The 20,278-nt window shown below is 60.3% G+C and carries 13 protein-coding genes; 6 read left to right on the top strand and 7 right to left on the bottom strand.

Annotated features, from left to right (window positions below; all coding sequences use genetic code 11):
* Position 1 precedes the first annotated feature (1 nt).
* The 5 genes from hisC to mtnA form a co-directional block, all read right to left on the bottom strand.
* The gene (gene hisC, locus ABFB52_RS21135) at positions 2 to 1,114 is read right to left on the bottom strand and encodes a histidinol-phosphate transaminase (protein WP_129972545.1); all 1,113 of its coding nucleotides are present in this window, start codon (positions 1,112 to 1,114) and stop codon (positions 2 to 4) included.
* 12 nt (positions 1,115 to 1,126) lie between these two features.
* Positions 1,127 to 2,221 carry a prephenate dehydratase gene (pheA, locus tag ABFB52_RS21140; protein WP_007950913.1) on the bottom strand — a complete coding sequence of 365 codons (1,095 nt, stop codon included), beginning with the start codon at positions 2,219 to 2,221 and terminating at the stop codon, positions 1,127 to 1,129.
* The gene (gene serC / locus ABFB52_RS21145; RefSeq protein WP_129972544.1) at positions 2,221 to 3,306 is read right to left on the bottom strand and encodes a 3-phosphoserine/phosphohydroxythreonine transaminase; all 1,086 of its coding nucleotides are present in this window, start codon (positions 3,304 to 3,306) and stop codon (positions 2,221 to 2,223) included. The genes pheA and serC overlap by 1 nt, the downstream gene beginning before the upstream one ends.
* A 64-nt stretch (positions 3,307 to 3,370) precedes the next feature.
* Positions 3,371 to 6,034 (bottom strand): DNA gyrase subunit A, encoded by a 2,664-nt coding sequence (gyrA, locus tag ABFB52_RS21150; protein ID WP_129972543.1) that lies wholly within the window; start codon positions 6,032 to 6,034, stop codon positions 3,371 to 3,373.
* A gap of 439 nt (positions 6,035 to 6,473) precedes the next feature.
* Positions 6,474 to 7,550, bottom strand: a complete 1,077-nt coding sequence (gene mtnA / locus ABFB52_RS21155) for an S-methyl-5-thioribose-1-phosphate isomerase (protein WP_007950910.1) — start codon at positions 7,548 to 7,550, stop codon at positions 6,474 to 6,476.
* A gap of 108 nt (positions 7,551 to 7,658) precedes the next feature.
* On the opposite strand from mtnA, the gene ABFB52_RS21160 reads away from it, so the two are divergent.
* The 5 genes from ABFB52_RS21160 (at position 7,659) to ABFB52_RS21180 (ending at position 12,536) form a co-directional block, all read left to right on the top strand.
* Positions 7,659 to 8,993 carry a TRZ/ATZ family hydrolase gene (locus tag ABFB52_RS21160; RefSeq protein WP_007950908.1) on the top strand — a complete coding sequence of 445 codons (1,335 nt, stop codon included), beginning with the start codon at positions 7,659 to 7,661 and terminating at the stop codon, positions 8,991 to 8,993.
* Between the two features lie 58 nt (positions 8,994 to 9,051).
* Positions 9,052 to 9,750, top strand: coding sequence for a bifunctional 2-polyprenyl-6-hydroxyphenol methylase/3-demethylubiquinol 3-O-methyltransferase UbiG (gene ubiG / locus ABFB52_RS21165; protein WP_007950906.1), 699 nt, complete (start codon positions 9,052 to 9,054; stop codon positions 9,748 to 9,750).
* 4 nt (positions 9,751 to 9,754) lie between these two features.
* Entirely contained in the window at positions 9,755 to 10,426 is a 672-nt protein-coding gene (mupP, locus tag ABFB52_RS21170) for an N-acetylmuramic acid 6-phosphate phosphatase MupP (RefSeq protein WP_074688036.1), read from the top strand.
* Between the two features lie 80 nt (positions 10,427 to 10,506).
* Positions 10,507 to 11,247 (top strand): YciK family oxidoreductase, encoded by a 741-nt coding sequence (locus tag ABFB52_RS21175; RefSeq protein WP_129972542.1) that lies wholly within the window; start codon positions 10,507 to 10,509, stop codon positions 11,245 to 11,247.
* Positions 11,248 to 11,609: 362 nt separating this feature from the next.
* Positions 11,610 to 12,536 carry a GGDEF domain-containing protein gene (locus tag ABFB52_RS21180; RefSeq protein WP_102717096.1) on the top strand — a complete coding sequence of 309 codons (927 nt, stop codon included), beginning with the start codon at positions 11,610 to 11,612 and terminating at the stop codon, positions 12,534 to 12,536.
* A gap of 62 nt (positions 12,537 to 12,598) precedes the next feature.
* On the opposite strand, the gene ABFB52_RS21185 is transcribed toward ABFB52_RS21180, so the two are convergent.
* Together ABFB52_RS21185 and ABFB52_RS21190 are read right to left on the bottom strand one after the other, a co-directional pair.
* Positions 12,599 to 13,393 (bottom strand): iron-containing redox enzyme family protein, encoded by a 795-nt coding sequence (locus ABFB52_RS21185; protein WP_085745017.1) that lies wholly within the window; start codon positions 13,391 to 13,393, stop codon positions 12,599 to 12,601.
* A gap of 46 nt (positions 13,394 to 13,439) precedes the next feature.
* A complete protein-coding gene (locus ABFB52_RS21190) occupies positions 13,440 to 15,902 on the bottom strand; it encodes an EAL domain-containing protein (protein ID WP_085745018.1) in 2,463 nt (820 codons plus the stop codon).
* A gap of 220 nt (positions 15,903 to 16,122) precedes the next feature.
* Here ABFB52_RS21190 and ABFB52_RS21195 point away from each other — a divergent pair, with 220 nt between their 5' ends.
* Positions 16,123 to 20,277: a hypothetical protein gene (locus ABFB52_RS21195; protein ID WP_129972541.1), complete on the top strand. Its 4,155-nt coding sequence runs from the start codon at positions 16,123 to 16,125 to the stop codon at positions 20,275 to 20,277.
* Position 20,278 lies beyond the last annotated feature (1 nt).

Raw genomic sequence — 20,278 nt, forward strand, 5'->3', positions numbered from 1 at the left:
ATCACCCACGAGCCAGAACCTTGCGCAGCGCTTCGAGGAAGCGGCTGTTTTCCGCCGGCAGACCGATGGTCACCCGCAGATGGTTCGGCATGCCGTAGTTGGCCACCGGACGCACGATCACGCCTTCGCGCAGCAGGCCCTGGAACACCGGAGCCGCCACCTGACCGAGGTCGACGCAGATAAAGTTGCCCCTGGAAGGAATCCAGCTCAGGCCCAGCTCGCGGAAACCCGCTTCCAGCTGTTGCATGCCGGATTCATTGAGCTGACGGCTCTGCGCCAGATACTCCTCGTCCTTCAGCGCCGCACACGATGCGGCCAAAGCCAGGCTGTTGACGTTGAACGGCTGGCGTACACGGTTCAGCACGTCCGCCACCACCGGGGTGGACAAGCCGTAACCAACGCGCAGCGCCGCCAGACCGTAGGCCTTGGAGAACGTGCGCGAGACCAGCAGGTTCGGATAAGCCGCGAGGAAATCCAGACCATCCGGCAGATCGCTGCCTTCGGCGTATTCGATGTAGGCCTCGTCCAGCACCACCAGCACATGTTCCGGCACGTCCTGCAGGAACTCGTCCAGCGCTTCGGCGCCGAACCAGGTGCCGGTCGGGTTGTTCGGGTTGGCGATGAACACGACGCGGGTGCTGGCGTCGATGGCCGCCAGCATCGCTGGCAGGTCATGACCCCAGTCCTTGGCCGGAACGACCTTGGCCTGAGCGCCGACCGCCTGAGTCGCGATCGGGTAGACCGCGAACGCGTGCTCGCTGAACACGGCATTCAGGCCCGGCGCCAGATAGGCGCGCGCCACCAGTTCAAGAATGTCGTTGGAGCCGTTGCCCAGGGTCACCTGGTTCAGCTCGACACGGCACTGCTCGGCCAGCAGGGATTTCAGGGCAAAACCGTTGCCGTCCGGATAACGAGTCAGCTCGTCCAGCGCTTCGCGGATCGCGTCCAGCGCTTTCGGGCTGGCGCCCAACGGGTTTTCGTTGCTCGCCAGTTTGACGATGCTTGCCGGATCCAGATCCAGCTCGCGCGCCAGTTCGTCCACGGGCTTGCCCGGTACGTAGGGCGAAAGTTGTTGCACGCCCGGCTGTGCCAGAGCGAGGAAGTTGCCACTCATTGCTACCACCCCTTAAAGAACTGCTTTCGGGTAGGAACCCAGCACCTTGAGTGCTACTGCTTCCTGACTGATCTTTTCCAGTACACCTTTGATCAGCGGATCACGGTGATGACCAACGAAGTCGATGAAGAACACGTAGGTCCATTTGCCGCTGCGCGACGGACGGGTTTCGATCCGGGTCAGGTCGATCCCGTTGTCATGGAACGGCACCAGCAGCTCATGGAGCGCGCCGGGCTTGTTGCTCATGGATACGATGATCGACGTCTTGTCGTCGCCGGTCGGCGGCACTTCCTGGTTACCGATCATCAGGAAGCGCGTGGAGTTGTCCGGGCGATCCTCGATCTTCTCGGCCAGACGGGTCAGGCCATACAGCCCGGCCGCCATGTCACCGGCGATCGCCGCCGAGTTCCACTCGCCCTTGACCCGCTTGGCCGCCTCGGCGTTGCTGGAAACCGCCACGCGCTCGACATTCGGATAATGGGCGTCCAGCCACTTGCGGCACTGGGCCAGCGACTGAGCGTGGGAATAAATGCGGCTGATGCTGTCGGTCTTGGTGTTTTCACCGACCAACAGGTGGTGGTGAATGCGCAACTCGACTTCGCCACAGATGACCATGTCGTGTTCGAGGAAGCTGTCGAGGGTATGGTTGACCGCGCCTTCGGTGGAGTTCTCCACCGGCACCACGCCGAAATTCACCGCACCGGCTGCCACTTCACGGAACACTTCGTCGATCGCCGCCATCGGCTTGCTGATCACCGCGTGACCGAAGTGCTTCATGGCCGCCGCTTGGGTGAAGGTGCCTTCCGGACCGAGATAAGCCACTTTCAGCGGGTTCTCGAGAGCCAGGCACGAAGACATGATTTCGCGGAACAAGCGCGCCATCTCTTCGTTGCCCAGCGGCCCCTTGTTGCGTTCCATCACGCGCTTGAGGACCTGCGCCTCACGCTCGGGACGGTAGAACACCGGCTGCTCGCCTTCGGCCAGACTGGCCATCTTGACCCGGGCAACTTCTTCGGCGCAGCGCGCGCGATCGCTGATCAGCTGGAGGATCTTCTCATCCAGGTTATCGATGCGAACGCGCAGCGCCTTGAGCTCCTGCTCGGACATCAGGAATGCTCCTTCTCGAATTCAGCCATGTAGCCGACCAGTGCTTCGACGGCGTCCAGACCCAGAGCGTTGTAGATCGAGGCACGCATGCCGCCAACCGAGCGATGGCCCTTGAGGTTGAGCAGGCCACGGGCGTCGGCGCCAGCCAGGAACGCCTTGTCCAGCCGCTCGTCAGCCAGACGGAACGGCACGTTCATCCACGAGCGGGCGTTGACGCTGATCGGGTTGGTATAGAAGTCACTGTTGTCGATGAAGCCGTACAGGCGATCTTTCTTCGCCTTGTTGCGCTGCTCCATCGCGGCGACGCCACCCTGCTCCTTCAGCCACTCGAAGACGAGGCCCGAGAGGTACCAGGAATAGGTCGCCGGGGTGTTGTACATCGAGCCGTTATCGGCCGAGACCTTGTAGTCGAGCATGGTCGGGCACGAACTGCGGGCGCGGCCCAGCAGATCTTCACGGACGATCACTACCACCAGACCGCTCGGGCCGATGTTCTTCTGCGCGCCGGCGTAGATCAGGCCGTACTGCGACACATCGATCGGACGCGAGAGGATATCGGAGGACATGTCGACCACCAGCGGAACGTCACCAGCCTCGGGAACCCAGTCGAACTGCAGGCCGCCGATGGTTTCGTTGGACGCATAGTGCAGATAGGCCGCACCCGGAGCCAGCTTCCACTCGTTCTGGCCAGGGATGGCCAGATAGTCATAAGGCTTGGCGCTGGCGGCAACATTGACGTTGCCGAAGCGACGCGCTTCCTCGATGGCTTTCTTCGACCAGATGCCGGTTTCGACATAGTCGGCAGTGCCGTTCTCGGGCAGCAGGTTCAGCGGAATCTCGGCGAACTGTTGGCTCGCACCGCCCTGCAGGAACAGCACTTTGTAATTGGAGGGGATGGACAGCAGGTCGCGCAGGTCTTGTTCGGCCTTCTCGGCGATGGCCACGTAGTCATCGCTGCGATGGCTCATTTCCATGACCGACAGACCCTTGCCGTGCCAGTCGAGCATCTCGGACTGGGCACGCAACAGGACAGCTTCAGGCAGCGCAGCGGGACCTGCGCAGAAGTTATAGGCTCGTTTGCTCACATCCACTCTCGCTATGCAATCACGGTAGCGGACAGAGCAAACACTCTGCCCTGCTACGATTTGGTTAGTCTTGCGACTCTTCTTCGTCTGCGGCGTCCGCCTGCAGGTTGTCGACCGCATCGTCCGGTTCGGCGCCGATCACGCCCTCTTCCAGTTCGACACCTTCTTCACCTTCAAGCTCTTCACCCTCGACTTCCGACGGCTCCTGGACCCGCTCCAGACCGACCAGGGTTTCATCCTTGGCCAGCTTGATCAGGGTCACGCCCTGGGTGTTACGACCCAGGCTGGAAACTTCGTCGACACGGGTACGCACCAGCGTGCCCTGGTCGGAAATCAGCATGATCTCCTCGCCATCAAGCACCTGAACCGCACCGACTAGACGGCCGTTACGCTCGTTGCTGACCATGGCGATCACGCCCTGGCCGCCACGTTTGTACTCAGGGAACTCGGTGATCGCGGTGCGTTTGCCGTAGCCACGCTCGGAAGCGGTGAGGATCTGGCTGCCTTCTTCCGGGATCAGCATCGAAATCAGCTTCTGCCCTTCCGGCAGACGCATGCCGCGCACACCGCGGGCGGTACGGCCCATGGCACGCACGTCGGATTCCTTGAAGCGGGTGACCTTGCCGCCGTCGGAGAACAGCATTACTTCACGCTCGCCATCGGTGATGGCCGCGGAGATCAGCACGTCACCTTCGTCCAGTTCCAGCGCGATCAGACCGACGCTGCGCTGACGGCTGAAGGATTCCAGCGGGGTCTTCTTCACGGTGCCGTTGGCGGTGGCCATGAAGATGTAGTGACCTTCGGTGTATTCCTCGACCGGCAGCATGGTGGTGATGTATTCACCGTCATCCAGCGGCAGCAGGTTGACCAACGGACGACCACGGGCGGCGCGGGACGCTTCAGGGATTTCGTAGGTTTTCAGCCAGTACACCTTGCCCTTGCTGGAGAACAGCAGCAGGGTGGTGTGGCTGTTGGCGACCAGCAGGTGAGCGATGTAGTCCTCATCCTTCACGCCGGTAGCCGATTTGCCTTTACCGCCACGACGCTGGGCCTGGTACGCAGCCAGCGGCTGGGTCTTGGCATAGCCACCGTGGGAAATGGTCACGACGCGCTCTTCTTCCGGGATCATGTCGCCCAGGGTCAGGTCGAGACGGGCATCGAGGATTTCGGTGCGGCGCACGTCGCCGTATTCGGCACGGATCACTTCCAGCTCTTCGCGGATCACTTCCATCAGGCGCACGGCGCTGTTGAGGATGCGGATCAGCTCGCCGATCTGGTTGAGGATCTCTTGATACTCGGCCAGCAGCTTTTCGTGCTCCAGACCGGTCAGACGGTGCAGACGCAGCTCCAGAATGGCTTGCGCCTGTTCTGGCGACAGGAAGTACTTGCCTTCACGCAGACCGTATTGTGGATCGAGGTTTTCAGGACGGCACGAATCGGCACCGGCACGTTCCACCATCGCCACCACAGCCGAGGATTCCCACGGCGTGCTGACCAGCGCTTCCTTGGCTTCCGACGGCGTCGGCGAAGCCTTGATCAGGGCAATGACCGGGTCGATGTTCGACAGGGCAACGGCCTGACCTTCGAGGATGTGACCACGCTCGCGCGCCTTGCGCAGTTCGAACACGGTGCGGCGGGTAACGACTTCGCGACGGTGACGGACGAAGGCTTCCAGCAGGTCCTTGAGGTTCAGGATCCGCGGACGGCCGTCGATCAGCGCAACGATGTTGATGCCGAATACCGATTGCAGCTGGGTCTGGGCGTAGAGGTTGTTGAGGATCACCTCAGGCACTTCGCCGCGACGCAGTTCGATCACGACGCGCATACCGTCCTTGTCGGACTCGTCGCGCAGTTCGGTGATGCCTTCGAGCTTCTTCTCTTTTACCAGCTCGGCGATCTTCTCGATCAGACGTGCCTTGTTCAGTTGGTAAGGGAGTTCGGTGATGACGATCTGCTGACGGCCACCGACCTTGTCGATGTCTTCGATGATCGAACGGGCGCGCATGTAAATGCGGCCACGGCCGGTGCGGTAGGCTTCGATGATGCCGGCGCGACCGTTGATGATCGCGGCAGTCGGGAAGTCCGGACCGGGAATGTATTGCATCAGCTCATCGACGGTCAGCTCGGGGTTGTCGATGAGGGCCAGGCAACCGTCGATGACTTCACCGAGGTTGTGCGGCGGAATGTTGGTCGCCATGCCCACGGCGATACCACTGGAGCCGTTGACCAGCAGGTTCGGAACGCGGGTCGGCATGACCGCCGGGATCAGCTCGGTGCCGTCGTAGTTCGGCACCCAGTCCACGGTTTCCTTGTGCAGGTCGGCCAGCAGCTCGTGCGCCAGCTTGGTCATGCGCACTTCGGTGTATCGCATGGCCGCGGCGTTGTCGCCGTCCACCGAACCGAAGTTGCCCTGGCCGTCGACCAGCAGGTAACGCAGGGAGAAAGGCTGCGCCATGCGGACGATGGTGTCGTACACCGCGGTATCACCGTGCGGGTGATACTTACCGATCACGTCACCGACGACACGGGCAGATTTCTTGTACGGCTTGTTGAAGTCGTTGCCCAGCTCGCTCATCGCGAACAGCACGCGACGGTGCACGGGCTTCAAGCCATCGCGCGCATCCGGCAGTGCACGGCCGACGATCACGCTCATCGCGTAGTCGAGATAGGACTGTTTCAGCTCGTCTTCGATATTGACCGGGAGGATTTCTTTGGCCAGTTCGCCCATGAGAAGCCTGATTCCTTTTTCTGGTGAAACTTCGCCATATCCATAGGGGACGCACGAAGCTCGTCGATGCAGGCCGAGTGCCATGCGCCGACTTACGACAAATCGACAAGTTGACCCTGGATTTGCGCAGTGAAGACAACCCCGTGGGACTGCCTCGGAAAACGCCGGATGTTATCACAAGAGCCGCCACGCACCTATCCCCCAGATGCGCATGGAGCATAGTTAGATGACCGATGACAGGCTTAACGGGGACGAGAGAGGCTCAGAGCTTCCCTGAATGCAAATTTCGGGGCGAAATTGCGGATGTTTATTGACTTTCAAGGCCTCATCGCTGGCAAGTCGAGTCGTCGCACCGCAGCTCCCACAAGATCGGCGGCGTGCACAAAACCTGTGGGAGCTGGCTTGCCAGCGATGGCGTCCGAACAGACGCCAGAGTCAATCAATGCAGGCGCTTGCGGCACATCAACTGCGCCATCTTCGCAGTGTCCGGGCGCTCGACGATGCCTTTTTCGGTGACGATCGCGTCGATCAGGTCCGCCGGGGTCACGTCAAACACCGGGTTGAACGCTTCGACGTCAGCCCCGACACGTTTGCCGCCAACCTCCAGCAACTCGGCGCCGTCGCGCTCCTCGATCGGGATGTCGTCACCGCTGGCCAGATTCATGTCGATGGTCGAACTCGGCGCCACCACCATGAAACGCACGCCGTGGTGCATGGCGTTGACCGCCAGTTGATAGGTGCCGATCTTGTTCGCCACATCGCCGTTGGCGGTGATCCGGTCGGCGCCGACGATCACCCAGGTCACGCCTTTGGTTTTCATGATATGCGCGGCGGCAGAGTCAGCGTTCAGGGTCACCGGAATGCCTTCGTTGGCCAGCTCCCACGCGGTCAGACGCGAGCCTTGAAGCCACGGCCGGGTTTCGTCGGCGTAGACGCGCTCGACCATGCCCTCGATGAACGCCGCGCGAATCACCCCGAGCGCCGTCCCGAAACCGCCGGTGGCCAGGGCGCCGGTGTTGCAGTGAGTGAGAATTGCCTGAGCATTGCCCTGATGCTTGCGGATCAGGTCGACGCCGAGCTGGGCCATGGTCAGGTTGGCTTCACGATCGCTTTCATGAATCGCAATGGCTTCGGCTTCCAGCGCCGCCAGCGGATCGGCGTTTTCCTTCAAGCGGTCCAGCCGGTCGTGCATGCGGTTCAACGCCCAGAACAGGTTGACCGCTGTCGGACGGGAATCGGCCAGCAACATGAAATCCTCTTCCAGCGACGCATACCAGTCGCCACCTTCGGCAATCCGGGCACGGGCCGCCAACACGATGCCGTACGCGGCACTGATGCCGATGGCCGGCGCACCGCGCACCACCATCGAACGAATTGCCTCGGCCACGCCGGCGGCGCTGGTGTAGGCGATCCAGTTTTCCTCGAACGGCAAAACGCGCTGATCCAGCAGGTGGAGCGCGCCATCACGCCAATCGATGGCCTTTACTTTCTCCGCAGCCAACAGTCGATCGCGCATCCCTCACCCCGCACTCATGAACAAAAGCCGCCGATTATAGCGATCCCCCCGCGAAGACGCTCGGGTATACTTCGCCATCCTTTACAAAAGCACTGGAACCGACCCTCGATGCCGAAACCTGCCATTGCGCTCGACTTATTATTGCTGCCGACCTGGCTGGTACCCGTCGAACCTGCAGGCGTTGTGCTCAAGGAGCATGGCCTGGGCATCCGCGACGGTCGCATCGTGTTTATCGGCCCGCGTGCCGAAGCGCTGAAGTGTAACGCCGCCGAAGTCCGCGAACTGCCGGACGTTTTGCTCAGCCCCGGCCTGATCAACGCCCACGGCCACGCCGCGATGACGCTGTTCCGTGGGCTGGCCGACGATCTGCCGCTGATGACCTGGCTGGAAAACCACATCTGGCCGGCCGAAGGCAAATGGGTCGATGAAGATTTTGTGCGTGACGGCACCGACCTGGCCATCGCCGAGCAGATAAAAGGTGGCATCACCTGTTTCTCGGACATGTACTTCTTCCCGAAGGTTGCCAGCGAGCGCGTGCACAACAGCGGAATCCGCGCGCAGATCGCGATTCCGATCCTCGACTTCCCGATTCCGGGTGCCGCCAGCGCCGATGAAGCCATTCGTCAGGGCGTCGAACTGTTCGGCGACCTGAAGCATCACGAGCGCATCAAGATCACCTTCGGCCCTCATGCACCCTACACCGTGGGCGACGAGAACCTGGAAAAAATCCGCGTGATCGCCGAAGAGCTGGACGCCTCGATACACATGCACGTCCACGAAACCGCGTTCGAAGTGCAGCAAGCGGTCGAACAGCGCGGCGAACGCCCGCTGGCCCGCCTTGGCCGACTGGGCTTGCTCGGCCCGCGCTTCCAGGCCGTGCACATGACCCAGATCAGCGATGACGACCTGGCGTTGCTGGTAGAAAGCAACACCAGCGTGATCCACTGCCCGGAGTCGAACCTGAAACTGGCCAGCGGCTTCTGCCCGGTGGAGCGCCTGTGGCAGGCCGGAGTCAACGTGGCGGTCGGCACCGATGGCGCCGCGAGCAACAATGACCTGGACCTGCTGGGTGAAACCCGCACTGCCGCTCTGTTGGCCAAAGCCGTCGCCGGCTCGGCCACCGCGCTGGACGCCCACCGGGCGCTGCGCATGGCCACGCTGAACGGCGCGCGAGCCTTGGGGATCGAAGCCGAGACCGGCTCGCTGGAGCTCGGCAAGGCGGCCGACATCGTCGCCTTCGACCTGTCCGGCCTAGCGCAACAACCGGTCTATGACCCGGTCTCGCAGCTTATATACGCCACCGGTCGCGACTGCGTGAAACACCTGTGGGTTGCCGGCAAGCAGTTGCTCGACGACCGGCGCCTGACCCGACTGGACGAACAACAGCTCGGCGAAACCGCCCGGGCCTGGGGCCGACGCATCAGCGGCCACACCGAATCGTAAACACCCCGGGGCAAACTCCGGGGCTACAGCCCTTTTCAAGTTTTAGAGGATTGAAATCATGAGCAACGTCGACCACGCAGAAATCGCCAAATTCGAAGCCCTGGCCCATCGTTGGTGGGACCGCGAGAGCGAGTTCAAACCGCTGCACGACATCAACCCGCTGCGGGTCAACTGGATTGACGAACGCGTCAATCTGGCCGGCAAGAAGGTCCTCGACGTCGGTTGCGGCGGCGGCATCCTCAGTGAAGCCATGGCTCAGCGCGGCGCGACCGTGACCGGCATCGACATGGGCGAAGCGCCACTGGCGGTCGCGCAACTGCATCAGCTGGAATCCGGCGTGAACGTCGAATACCGGCAGATCACCGCCGAGGCCCTGGCCGAAGAAATGCCCGAGCAGTTCGACGTCGTCACCTGCCTGGAAATGCTCGAGCACGTACCGGACCCTTCCTCGGTGATCCGCGCCTGCTTCCGCATGGTCAAGCCCGGCGGCCAGGTGTTCTTCTCCACCATCAACCGCAACCCGAAGGCGTACCTGTTCGCCATCGTCGGCGCCGAATACATCATGAAGCTGCTGCCGCGCGGCACCCACGACTTCAAGAAATTCATCCGCCCGTCCGAGCTGGGCGCCTGGAGCCGCATGGCCGGCCTGACCGTCAAGGACATCATCGGTCTGACCTACAACCCGCTGACCAAGCACTACAAGCTGGCGGCGGACGTTGACGTCAACTACATGATCCAGACCCTGCGCGAGGAGTAAGCCGATGGCCATCAGAGCAGTCCTTTTCGACATGGACGGCACTCTGCTCGACACCGCGCCGGACTTCATCGCCATTTGCCAGGCGATGCGCGCGGATCGTGGCTTGCCGCCGATGAACGACAAACACATCCGCGATGAAATCTCCGGCGGCGCCAAGGCCATGGTCGCGGTGACGTTCTCGATGGATCCGGAGTCGCCGGGCTTCGAGGAATTGCGTCTGGAGTTCCTTGAGCGCTACCTCGTCGGTTGTGCCGTGCACAGCAAGCTGTTCGACGGCATGGGCGAATTGCTGGCCGACATCGAGAAAGCCAATCTGGTCTGGGGCGTGGTCACCAACAAGCCGCTGCGCTTCGCCGAGCCGATCATGCAGCAACTGGGGCTGGCCGAGCGCTCGGCCCTGCTGATCTGCCCGGATCACGTGAAGAACAGCAAGCCGGATCCCGAGATGCTGACCCTGGCCTGCAAGATGCTTGATCTGGATCCGTCGACCGTTCTGTTTATCGGCGATGATCTGCGCGATATCGAATCCGGCCGTGACGCCGGCACCAAAACCGCTGCCGTGACCTATGGCTACATCCACCCCGACGACAACCCTCGGCACTGGGGCGCGGACGTGGTGGTGGATCATCCGCTGGAGTTGCGCAAGGTGCTCGACAACGCGCTGTGCAGTTGCTGAGTGGTGCGGCAAAGCGACCATCGCTGAATTCCCGCGCATGACGCGGGAACGATCAGAAGTTAATGGATTAGAGGTTTCTTATGTTTGATTACTCCGCTCGCCCCGAATTGCTCAAGGATCGGGTCATTCTGGTCACCGGTGCCGGTCGTGGCATCGGCGCGGCTGCCGCCAGGACCTACGCCGCCCACGGTGCAACCGTGCTGCTATTGGGCAAGACCGAAGCCAACCTGACCCAGGTCTACGACGAGATCGAAGCAGCCGGGCATCCGCAGCCGGCCGTGATCCCGTTCAACCTCGAAACCGCCCTGCCCCATCAATACGATGAGCTGGCGGCGATGATCGAGACCGAGTTCGGCCACCTCGACGGCCTGCTGCATAACGCCTCGATCATCGGCCCGCGCACGCCGATCGAGCAGTTGTCCGGTGAAAACTTCATGCGCGTCATGCAGGTCAACGTCAACGCGATGTTCATGCTGACCAGCACGCTGCTGCCGCTGCTCAAACTGTCGCAGGACGCCTCGGTGGTCTTCACCTCCAGCAGCGTCGGGCGCAAGGGCCGTGCTTACTGGGGCGCCTATGGCGTGTCGAAGTTCGCCACCGAAGGCCTGATGCAAACCCTGGCCGACGAAGTCGAAAACGTCGCCCCGGTACGCTCCAACAGCATCAACCCGGGCGCCACTCGCACCAGCATGCGCGCTCAGGCTTACCCGGGGGAAAACCCGCTGAACAACCCGACTCCGGAAGAGATCATGCCGGTCTATCTGTACCTGATGGGCCCGGACAGCACCGGTATCAATGGCCAGGCCTTCAACGCCCAGTAATGCCATACGTCGCATTTGTTGCCGTGGCGGAATACCGTCGCGGCATGCAATTGCCGCTTTGAGCGCGGCAGCTTCAGTCAAATAACCACCACCCCTTCTTCCGCAAAAATCTCAAGCCATTGATCCACAACGGTTTTAATAAAATATGAACCGTATGGCACGACTTTCGCTCTACATTTCCTCAAAGCACGCCGAGTGAAGGCAGTCGGGCAAGGCCTGATTCGATAGCTGACTAATCGTCATCGGGCAGACTAAACTTACGCCAAATGTCCTACGGGACTGATGGATCAGTATGACGCGCAGCCCATAGCCGCTCTCACCCAGCCTGTAAGACAGACTTACTGCTTAGGGGCTCACGCCATATGAAATCACCCTCCCAGACCACTGCAATTGACTTCGACAATGCCAAATTGCAACGCCTGGGCTTTGGTCAGCAGCCACCTCTTCTGGCGCGACCTGCCAGCCTGGCACAATTGCGCCAGCAAATGAGCCTGCAACTGCAAACCAGCCTTGAGCCTCAACGCATCCTCGGTCTGTTTTTCCGCGAGGTTCAGCGCCTGGTGCCGCTGGACGCCTTGACCTACGTGCACAATGGCAGTGACCTGCGACTGGAGTTCGGTGCCCGCGGTCACCACTCGGCCAGCTACAGCCTCAGCCACGAAGGCGAGCACATGGGTGAGCTGGTGTTCCGCCGCAACCAGCGCTTCAGCGAACAGGAACTGGGCAATCTCGAATCGTTGCTGTCTGCGCTGCTGTATCCGATGCGCAATGCCCTGCTGTACCGCGCCGCCACGCAAAGCGCCCTGCGTGATCCGCTGACCGGTGCCGGCAACCGCATTGCCATGGAGCAGACGCTGCACCGCGAAATCGAGATGTCCCGCCGGCACCTGCAACCGCTGTCGTTGCTGATGCTGGACATCGACCACTTCAAGCAGGTCAACGACCTCCATGGTCACAGCGCCGGCGACGACGTGCTCAAAGCCGTGGCCGCATCGATCAAGGGCCAGTTGCGCAACGTCGACATGGTGTTCCGTTATGGCGGGGAAGAGTTTCTGATCCTGTTGTCCAACACCGGTCGCGACGCGGCCGCCATGGTCGGTGAGCGCCTGCGTCAGGCAGCCCAGGCCCAGGATTACTACGCCAATAACCAATTGATCGAACTGACCGTGAGCCTCGGCTGCTCGACTCTGTTGCCGGGCGAATCCGCCGACAGCCTGCTGCGCCGCGCCGACAGCGCGCTGTATGTCGCCAAGCGTGAAGGGCGAAATCGCCTGACCATGGCGGGCTGATTATTCGCCGCCAACAAAAAACGGGAGCCAAGGCTCCCGTTTTTTTATGGATGTTGCCGAAATCAGCTCTCGACCAGTGCCCGACGCTCACGCCCGACTAACACCCGCTCCGACAGTTCGAGCTGCATGCAGCGCTCGAGGAACAGGTACATGTAGTCGTAGCTCTTGCAGATGGCCTGTCGCAGCTCCGCCTGCAAGGCTTTGCTCGGGTTCATCCCGGCCAGGGTGCAGATGATCTCCAGTGCCTCCCACGGATGGGCATCATCGTACTGGGCGTGCATCTTCAGCCACTTCATGGCCCGCTTGCGATCCTCTTCAGGGAAGGCCGCAGCATAGACACCCGTCGAACAGACCAGCGCCGACCACTCCCCGGTCGCGCCTTCGATGGCGTAGTTGGTGGCCGCGATGGCCACGATCAGTGAATCCGCCGAACTGGTGTGCCAGCACCAATGGCTCAGGGCATGCAATTCCGGTGGCACTTGCTGCGCCTGCAGGTCTTCCAGGCTCACCCCATGGGCCCGGCTCCAGTGCAGCCAGTAATCGGCATGGTTGAGTTCGACGCGAATGTTGCGCATCAACCAGCGCCGCGCCATGTCTTCACCCGGATGACGGGCGAATTTGGTCTTGGTGAGGTTCTGCGCCATGTACAACGCGAATTGCTCAACGACGGGCCAGCCCCCGATCAGGTACTGGCGCATGGTTTTGGCGCTGAGCTTGTTATCACGCATGCGCAGATAAAGTTCATGTTCGACAACCCGGCGTTTGCTCTCGCTGCAATCCTGGATCAACTGTTGCGCCCAGGCGGGATAACTTGCAGCTTCCATGAGTGGTCCGGTTCGGTTGAATGTGTCGATCACTGTTCGGCTCCTTTTGATTTGTGATTGTACGGATCGGCAAGAGACTTCAACGGAACGTGCCAGGCGCCTTGAATAACAACGGCTGCGGTCTGGCGGGCCGACTTTGCAAACTGTCACAGGTAAACAACTGCGGGCGTTCGATGACATAACCCTGAGCGTAATCCACGCCGATTTCAAGCAATGCCTGCTCGATCTGCGCTGTTTCGACAAACTCGGCAATTGTCTGCTTACCCATGACATGCCCGATGTGATTGATCACTTCGACCATTGCACGGTTAATCGGGTCGTCCAGCATATCCTTTACGAAACTCCCGTCGATCTTCAGGAAGTCTACAGGCAAATGTTTCAGATAAGCGAATGAAGACATTCCGGCACAAAAGTCATCGAGTGAGAAATAACAACCCAAGCCTTTGAGTTCATTAATAAATCTGATTGCACTCCCGAGATTTGCAATGGCACTGGTTTCTGTAATTTCAAAACAAATCATTTCAGGCGGTACGCCGTAGTTATCAAACTGCTCGCGTAGAAAGTGCAAGAACGCGTCATCTCCGATAGTAATGCCTGAAAGATTAATCGCACACATTGCCAGAGGGCCTTCGCACTCTTCGTTAATACATTGAGCAATAACCTTAAATACATTCTGCACAACCCAGCGATCCAGCGACGTCATCAAACCGTAACGTTCCGCCGCGGGTATGAAACTGTCCGGCAGGATCATCCGGCCTGCCTCATCGTGCAGACGCAACAGGATTTCGATGTGCCCGCGGGTGCCACCGGCAACCGAACCCAGTGGTGCGATTTCCTGGGCGTAGAGACAGAAGCGGTTTTCCTCCAAAGCCATATGCAGGCGTTGCACCCAAGCCATCTCGCCAAAACGCAGGGACAGTTCCGAGTCGTCGGCGTGGTAGACCTGCACCCGGTTGCGGCCCTTTTCCTTGGCCATGTAGCAAGCCATGTCGGCGGCCCGCAACGAGGCCTCGAGGGTGGTCGGGTTCTGTGCGACGTGCACCAGACCAATGCTGACGGTGGTCAGGAACGGCCGCCCCTTCCAGACGAAATGCAGGTTTTGCACGGTCTGACGCAGGCTCTCGGCGATCTTCTCGGCCGCCTCCGGTGCGCAGTTCTCCAGCAGGATGCCGAACTCATCGCCGCCCAGCCGCGCCAGGGTGTCGCCCTCGCGAAGACCCGATTGCAGCAACGCACAGATATGGCGCAGCAACTCATCGCCTGCCGCGTGCCCGCAGGTGTCGTTGACCAGCTTGAACTGATCGAGATCGAGGAACATCAGCGCATGTCGCCCGGCCTGCCGCGTCAGGTTGTGCAGGGCCTGTTCGAGCCGGTATTCGAACTCGCGACGGTTGGCCAGGCCGGTCAGCGCATCGTGGGTGGCCTGCCACGACAGATTGGCGATGTATTGCCGCTCCTGAGTCATGTCATGCAGCACCAGCACCGTACCGCTGACCTTGCCGGCATTGCGGATCGGCGCACCGACCAGCGTCACCGACACGGTGCTGCCGTCCAGCCGCTGGATCAGCTTCGAATGCTCGCTGCCGCCGGTGAGCTGGCCACTGAGAATGTGCTCGATCAGGGTCAAGCCCTCGCTCTGGGCATTGTCATCCAGCAGGTTGAACAGCGCCGCCAAGGGCAGACCGGCAGCCTGCTCGGCCTTCCAGTGAGTCAACGCCTCGGCGGCCGGGTTCATGTAATCGATCGCCCCGCTGACGTCGGTGGTGATCACCCCGTCGCCGATCGAGTGCAGGGTCACATGGGCCCGGTCCTTTTCCAGTTGCAGCGCTTCGGCGAAGGCATGTCGCTGCTTGAGCAGTTTGCGGGTGCGCAGCAGCGCCAGCACGATCAGGCCCAGCGCAGTGGCGAGGTTGGTGAACAGCAGCAGGCGCAGGATCATCCGCGAACCTTCACCCAAGGCATCGCTGAACGCCTTGGCGGCCGGGGTCACGCCGTCATTGATCGCAAAGATCCGGTCTTTCCAGCGGCGGATATCGGCTTCGGTGGCGGCATTGGCGGTGATGCGCTGATGCATCTCCTGCGCCACGCCGTCGAGTTCCACCAGATAGGCGTCGCCCAGCGTCCAGCGGTCGATGGCGGTTTCCAGATAACTGAAGTGACGAAAGTTCAGGTACAGCCAGATCAGACTGGAAACGTCGTCCGGATGGTTACCGCCCTTGAGAATGCCCTCACGCGCCGCTTGCAGGTCGGGCGGTTGCTTGTCCAGCGCCAGGCGCAATTGATGGCCGCCCTGAGGCACGGCAATGGCGTTCTGGTATTTAAGGTAAATCGCCTCGTCGCGACTGTCCGCGTAGAGATTGAGGTAATAGATCGCGTCTTTCTGGCCCTTGGACCAAAGGCTTTCACCAGCGACATAGCCGCGAACGGCCGACAGGACGTAAAGACTCACGCCCCCCAACAAGGCTTGAAACAACACGACGGCGATAAATGGCCAGACGATGCCCAGCAACCGAGGCGTTCCGAGAGTCCGCTTTTGCTTCATGGAGTTCCTTGCGTGGTCACTGCCTGATTGTCCGTCTCTATCAGACCAACCCCCAAAGACTAGGAGGCGTTCGGGGTTCCGGCAAGCGGCGGATCCGCCTCAGTTCAGGACAAACGCCGGATAGACATATGTACAGCCACGGTCACTGGCGGCATCGATCTACTGGGCACTTCAGGCATCCAACCCTCTGTAACGGGAATGCCTTCACAAGGAGTGTGATATGCCCTCGACGTTTTCAGCTTCAACCGACTTATCGACAACCGCAGAAACCAGCGCCATCGAGGCGCTTGGACTGGCTACCGGCCCGGATATCGAATCCCTGATTCCCCAACCGACCGGCCGGGACCGCAAAAGGTTCAAGGCAGCCCGAGTCGCAACACCGGCTATTGCACCCGCCATGACCCTCGAACAGTACATGGCACAACGCATCAATGAACGAATGCTCGACACGGTCAAAACCTTTTTGATCGGCAAACCTTCGCTGATCCGTCATTTGAGTGGCGATATCCTGCGGCTCGCCGACACGGACGAACTGCGCGCGACCCCTTCGGTTTTCCTCCAGCGAGTACTGAATTCCCCCGAATCACTGGACCTGACAGAAAGGCTGCTGAAAAGGCTCAAATGGTTCGGTGCATCCCCCGGCGAACAGACGCCGTCGTCCGTGCGCTATCAGTTGTCATGCAAAGCCATCTGCCTGCATTTGCATGCGCCGTCTCCCGACGAGTCGCAGGAGCTCGCCGGATTCCACTGGCAAGACCCTGCTCACTGGGGCAAAAGCTACCAGACCCTGCGCCGCGATTTCGAACAGCATTTGCTGCGAACCCGACGGGTTGCCACTACCAAAGAGGCGATCCTGCTGGCCCAGATGTTTCAACATCGCCTGTCGAAAGACTTTGCCGTGCGCGATATCCCGCCCGAGCTTCGTTACAAGACGTCGATCGTGTGGGTGAACTTCATGCACGGCGTGCTGCTGGCCGAGGTGCTTGGCCTGGGCCAGTCGCAACCCTTGTCTTTCCAGCAACTGGTCAGTTTGCCTCTGGAACGCAGTACTGGCGCCTCCCCCGCAGAGCTGGAAACAATTGCACGACTGCGAATAGGCCCCGCCCTTGAATGGGCGGTGTGCACTGGCGTCATCCCGGCGCGAGCGGCATCCGGTCACGATCAGGAAGACATCAAGCGAGCGCTGACTGCGCTGGAAGAACAAAGCGAAAACCTGAACAAGGCCGTGATGACGCTGGATTCAACTCCGCCTGACCGGATACAGATGGCCAGGGAGGTGCTGGCTGACCGGTTCAGTGGTTTTACATTCAACAAGGACGGACGCAAGTTGATGTCTGCCGATCCGAGCCATAGTCATTCAAGAGCACCACTGGACCAGAAGAATCAGCAGGGCCACGACTTTCTGGATATCTATGCAGACGGCCAACTCGATGGCGAAAAGCGATGGATTGTCTCCATGCCCGACGGCACAACGCGATCCACCACAGCACTCCGGCTGGATGAGCAGCGCGTCCTCTACGCCGAGCGTGAAAACTCGCGGGGTGGTTATGAACGGGTAAATGCAGATGACTACAGCTGGGCCGGCAAATACTTGCCGGATATCAATGCGCAGTTTGAAAGCGCCTTCAACCAATATCTGGCGACGATCAGGCCGCCCTATCAGACCTTGATCGCCAGCTTGCTGACTTCACTGCCAGCGAGCGAACGCCAGGCATTGGCAATGGGTGAAATCGAGTTGTTGGGGATGCGTCGAAAATCAGTACCCAACGAACCGCCGGATCTGACCCGGGCCAGGAAGGGCTTCGTTATAAAAGTGACCCACCAGGGAAATATTGCCTACTACGAGCTGATCCCGAGCGCCGGTGTCATTCGCCTTCGACCCACCTTGAGGTTTTCAACCGTCAATGGCGTTCGGACCGAGTTTGCCTTGCACGCCACCATCCCCGGGCAAACCTATTCACCCGAGCGTGACATCAGTACTTCGTTGCTGCTCGACTGGTCGGCCCATCTCCACGGCAGGACACCTGCCGCCCGGGGGGCCTACATCGGCTACCTCGACACCGTGGGCACTATAGCCGCAGCCTCCATGGGTACCGGGACCGATGCTGCGACGCTGACATCACGACTGGACGCACTGGCCAACTACATCGCGACAAACTACCTCTACGTCGATGAAGAACACCTGCGCCAGCAAGCCCGAGGCATGACAATCTTCGACAGCCACAGGGCGAAGATCGAGAAACGGCTGGAAGTATTCGTGACGATCGTCAAAGGGTTCGTTCCTTTCTGGGGCAGCATCGAGGACCTGCTCTCCGACGATGTCAAAAGCAAAGCCCTGGGCGGGATCGGACTCCTGTTCGACCTGGCTTCGTTCCTTTGCCCGATCGGCAAATTCATCTCGGGTTCGGTGCGCCTGCTCCGCGCCGCTGCCGGCACCACTCGCATGGTCGTCAATGCAACGCTGCCGCCGTTTTCGACAGTGGCCCGCCAACTCCTCACCCGCTCACTGGCAAACCTCAACCCACTGGACGGTATTCCCTCGCTGCTCAAGGGTCTGGGAAGCGGTGCCGGAAAAGGGCTGCTCTTCATCGGCGGAGTGAGCGTTGTCGGCATCAGAAAACTGACGGGAAAGGCCGATGGCTTCCGCTTGGTCCAGAATCTGCCACAAGCCATCGATCCCGGGGACTGGAAGCCGCTGACGAACGGTGATCAGCTCGCGACGGTCAACGGTATTGATGATGTACTCCTGCGCCATACAGATTCTTCGGGACTGGAACGCTTTCATCTGGTCGACCCGATGACCTCCCTGCCCTACGGCCCGCGCCTGCGCAACAACGGCAAAAATCTCACGCAAGGTCGATCCGGCTTCAAGACATTGCCCCCGAGCGAAACCCACGTCGTTGCGCAAGTTCCAGAACACGCCCATGTTCGTGAAGTGCTTGAGGTCGATGGTCGAACCACGCTGCTGATTGATGACATCCCTTATCGACCGGACGGCATCCAACTGCGCCGCGCCGACCTGATCGATGATCAGTCGCTACTCAAAGCCCTGCCCTGCAGAGTGCGGCGCATGCCGGGGTCGGACGCCTGTAAAACGAGCTATGTCACCCGCAATCCGGCCCCCACGCCAGCCAACGGCACTTACGACACGGATAAAGGCTGGGCACCCTGGTTCGGGGACAGCATTTACACCCCGGCCACAGCGGGTCGAGCGATGCTGCTCGAGTTCCTGAAAAAGAAAAGCAGACACCCGGCGGTGATAGCGTTTCAAAAAGGGATTTACGGGAGGATCAAAGTGGATATCCCCTTCGGCACCCGGAATCAGTTCGACACCTTCGAGGCCGGCGCCATCATCGTCCCCGCTATCGACGACTCAAGGCACTATGTGTTCACCCGACTGGACGCCGGATCCTTCTACATCGCCGAACTGCCCAAAGGTCAGAGCCTCACCACTCCGTTGACGCTGCGCAAGGCCAATACCCTGCCTGCCAATCTGAAGGGTGAGCTGATGACGGTGTACACCGGGTCTCTCAATGCCAACAACATGGCGAGAATCTACGGTATTCCAGCCGTAGAACGCGCCCTCGAAACCATGGAGAAAATTGCCATTCGCATTGGTGGTCATGCGAACCCGCCCGACACGCTCAAACTGCTTAAAGTCGATACCAGCCCCGGTGAAGCGGTGTTGTTCGATCATTCCACACGCATGATCGTCAACCGGCTGCCGGACGGTGCAGCATCCTGGTCACGTAGCAGGGATGCTTCAGACAGCTTTCGCCAACGAACCGCCGATATCTTCGATACGCTGTTTTGCGAGAAAACCATCAATATCCAACAAAGCGCCGACCTGAAAATCAATCGGACAATGGACAAGTTGCAGGCGCTGCTCCCGTCTCGTTTACAGGGACAGAATCCGAGAAACATCGCCTACGCCGACATCCTGACTTCAACCGGCAAGCGCGAGGTGTATGTCAGCGTTTCCGGAGCGCAAGGACTGACCGGGGAACTGCCTTTGTTCAAGCCTCCATTCGCGCCGGACAAAGTGATCATCGGCGACACCACCTACTTCAATATCGACTTCGACCAGACCTTCAACAGAACCTCACTGGAAGTCTCGAGCAAAGGGCAATTAGTGGCGATTCCCCATACGATAAAGGACATCGACACCTACACGCCTGCGCTGACCCGTCGGCCGACCTCTCTGGACAGCGAGGCCAAACTGATCAGTGTGCTTCGCAAGAAATACCCCGAAAACCACATGATCGCTTCGGTCGACGTGGCTACAACCATGCCTCCATGCACCAGTTGTTCAGTGATCGTCAAAGAGTTTGGCTACGACGGCACGGCCAACGCACTGGAGGTGCTATGGAAATGAT

The sequence above is a fragment of the Pseudomonas sp. 9.2(2024) genome (genome assembly GCF_039695385.1).
Taxonomy (GTDB): Bacteria; Pseudomonadota; Gammaproteobacteria; order Pseudomonadales; family Pseudomonadaceae; genus Aquipseudomonas; species Aquipseudomonas paraglycinae.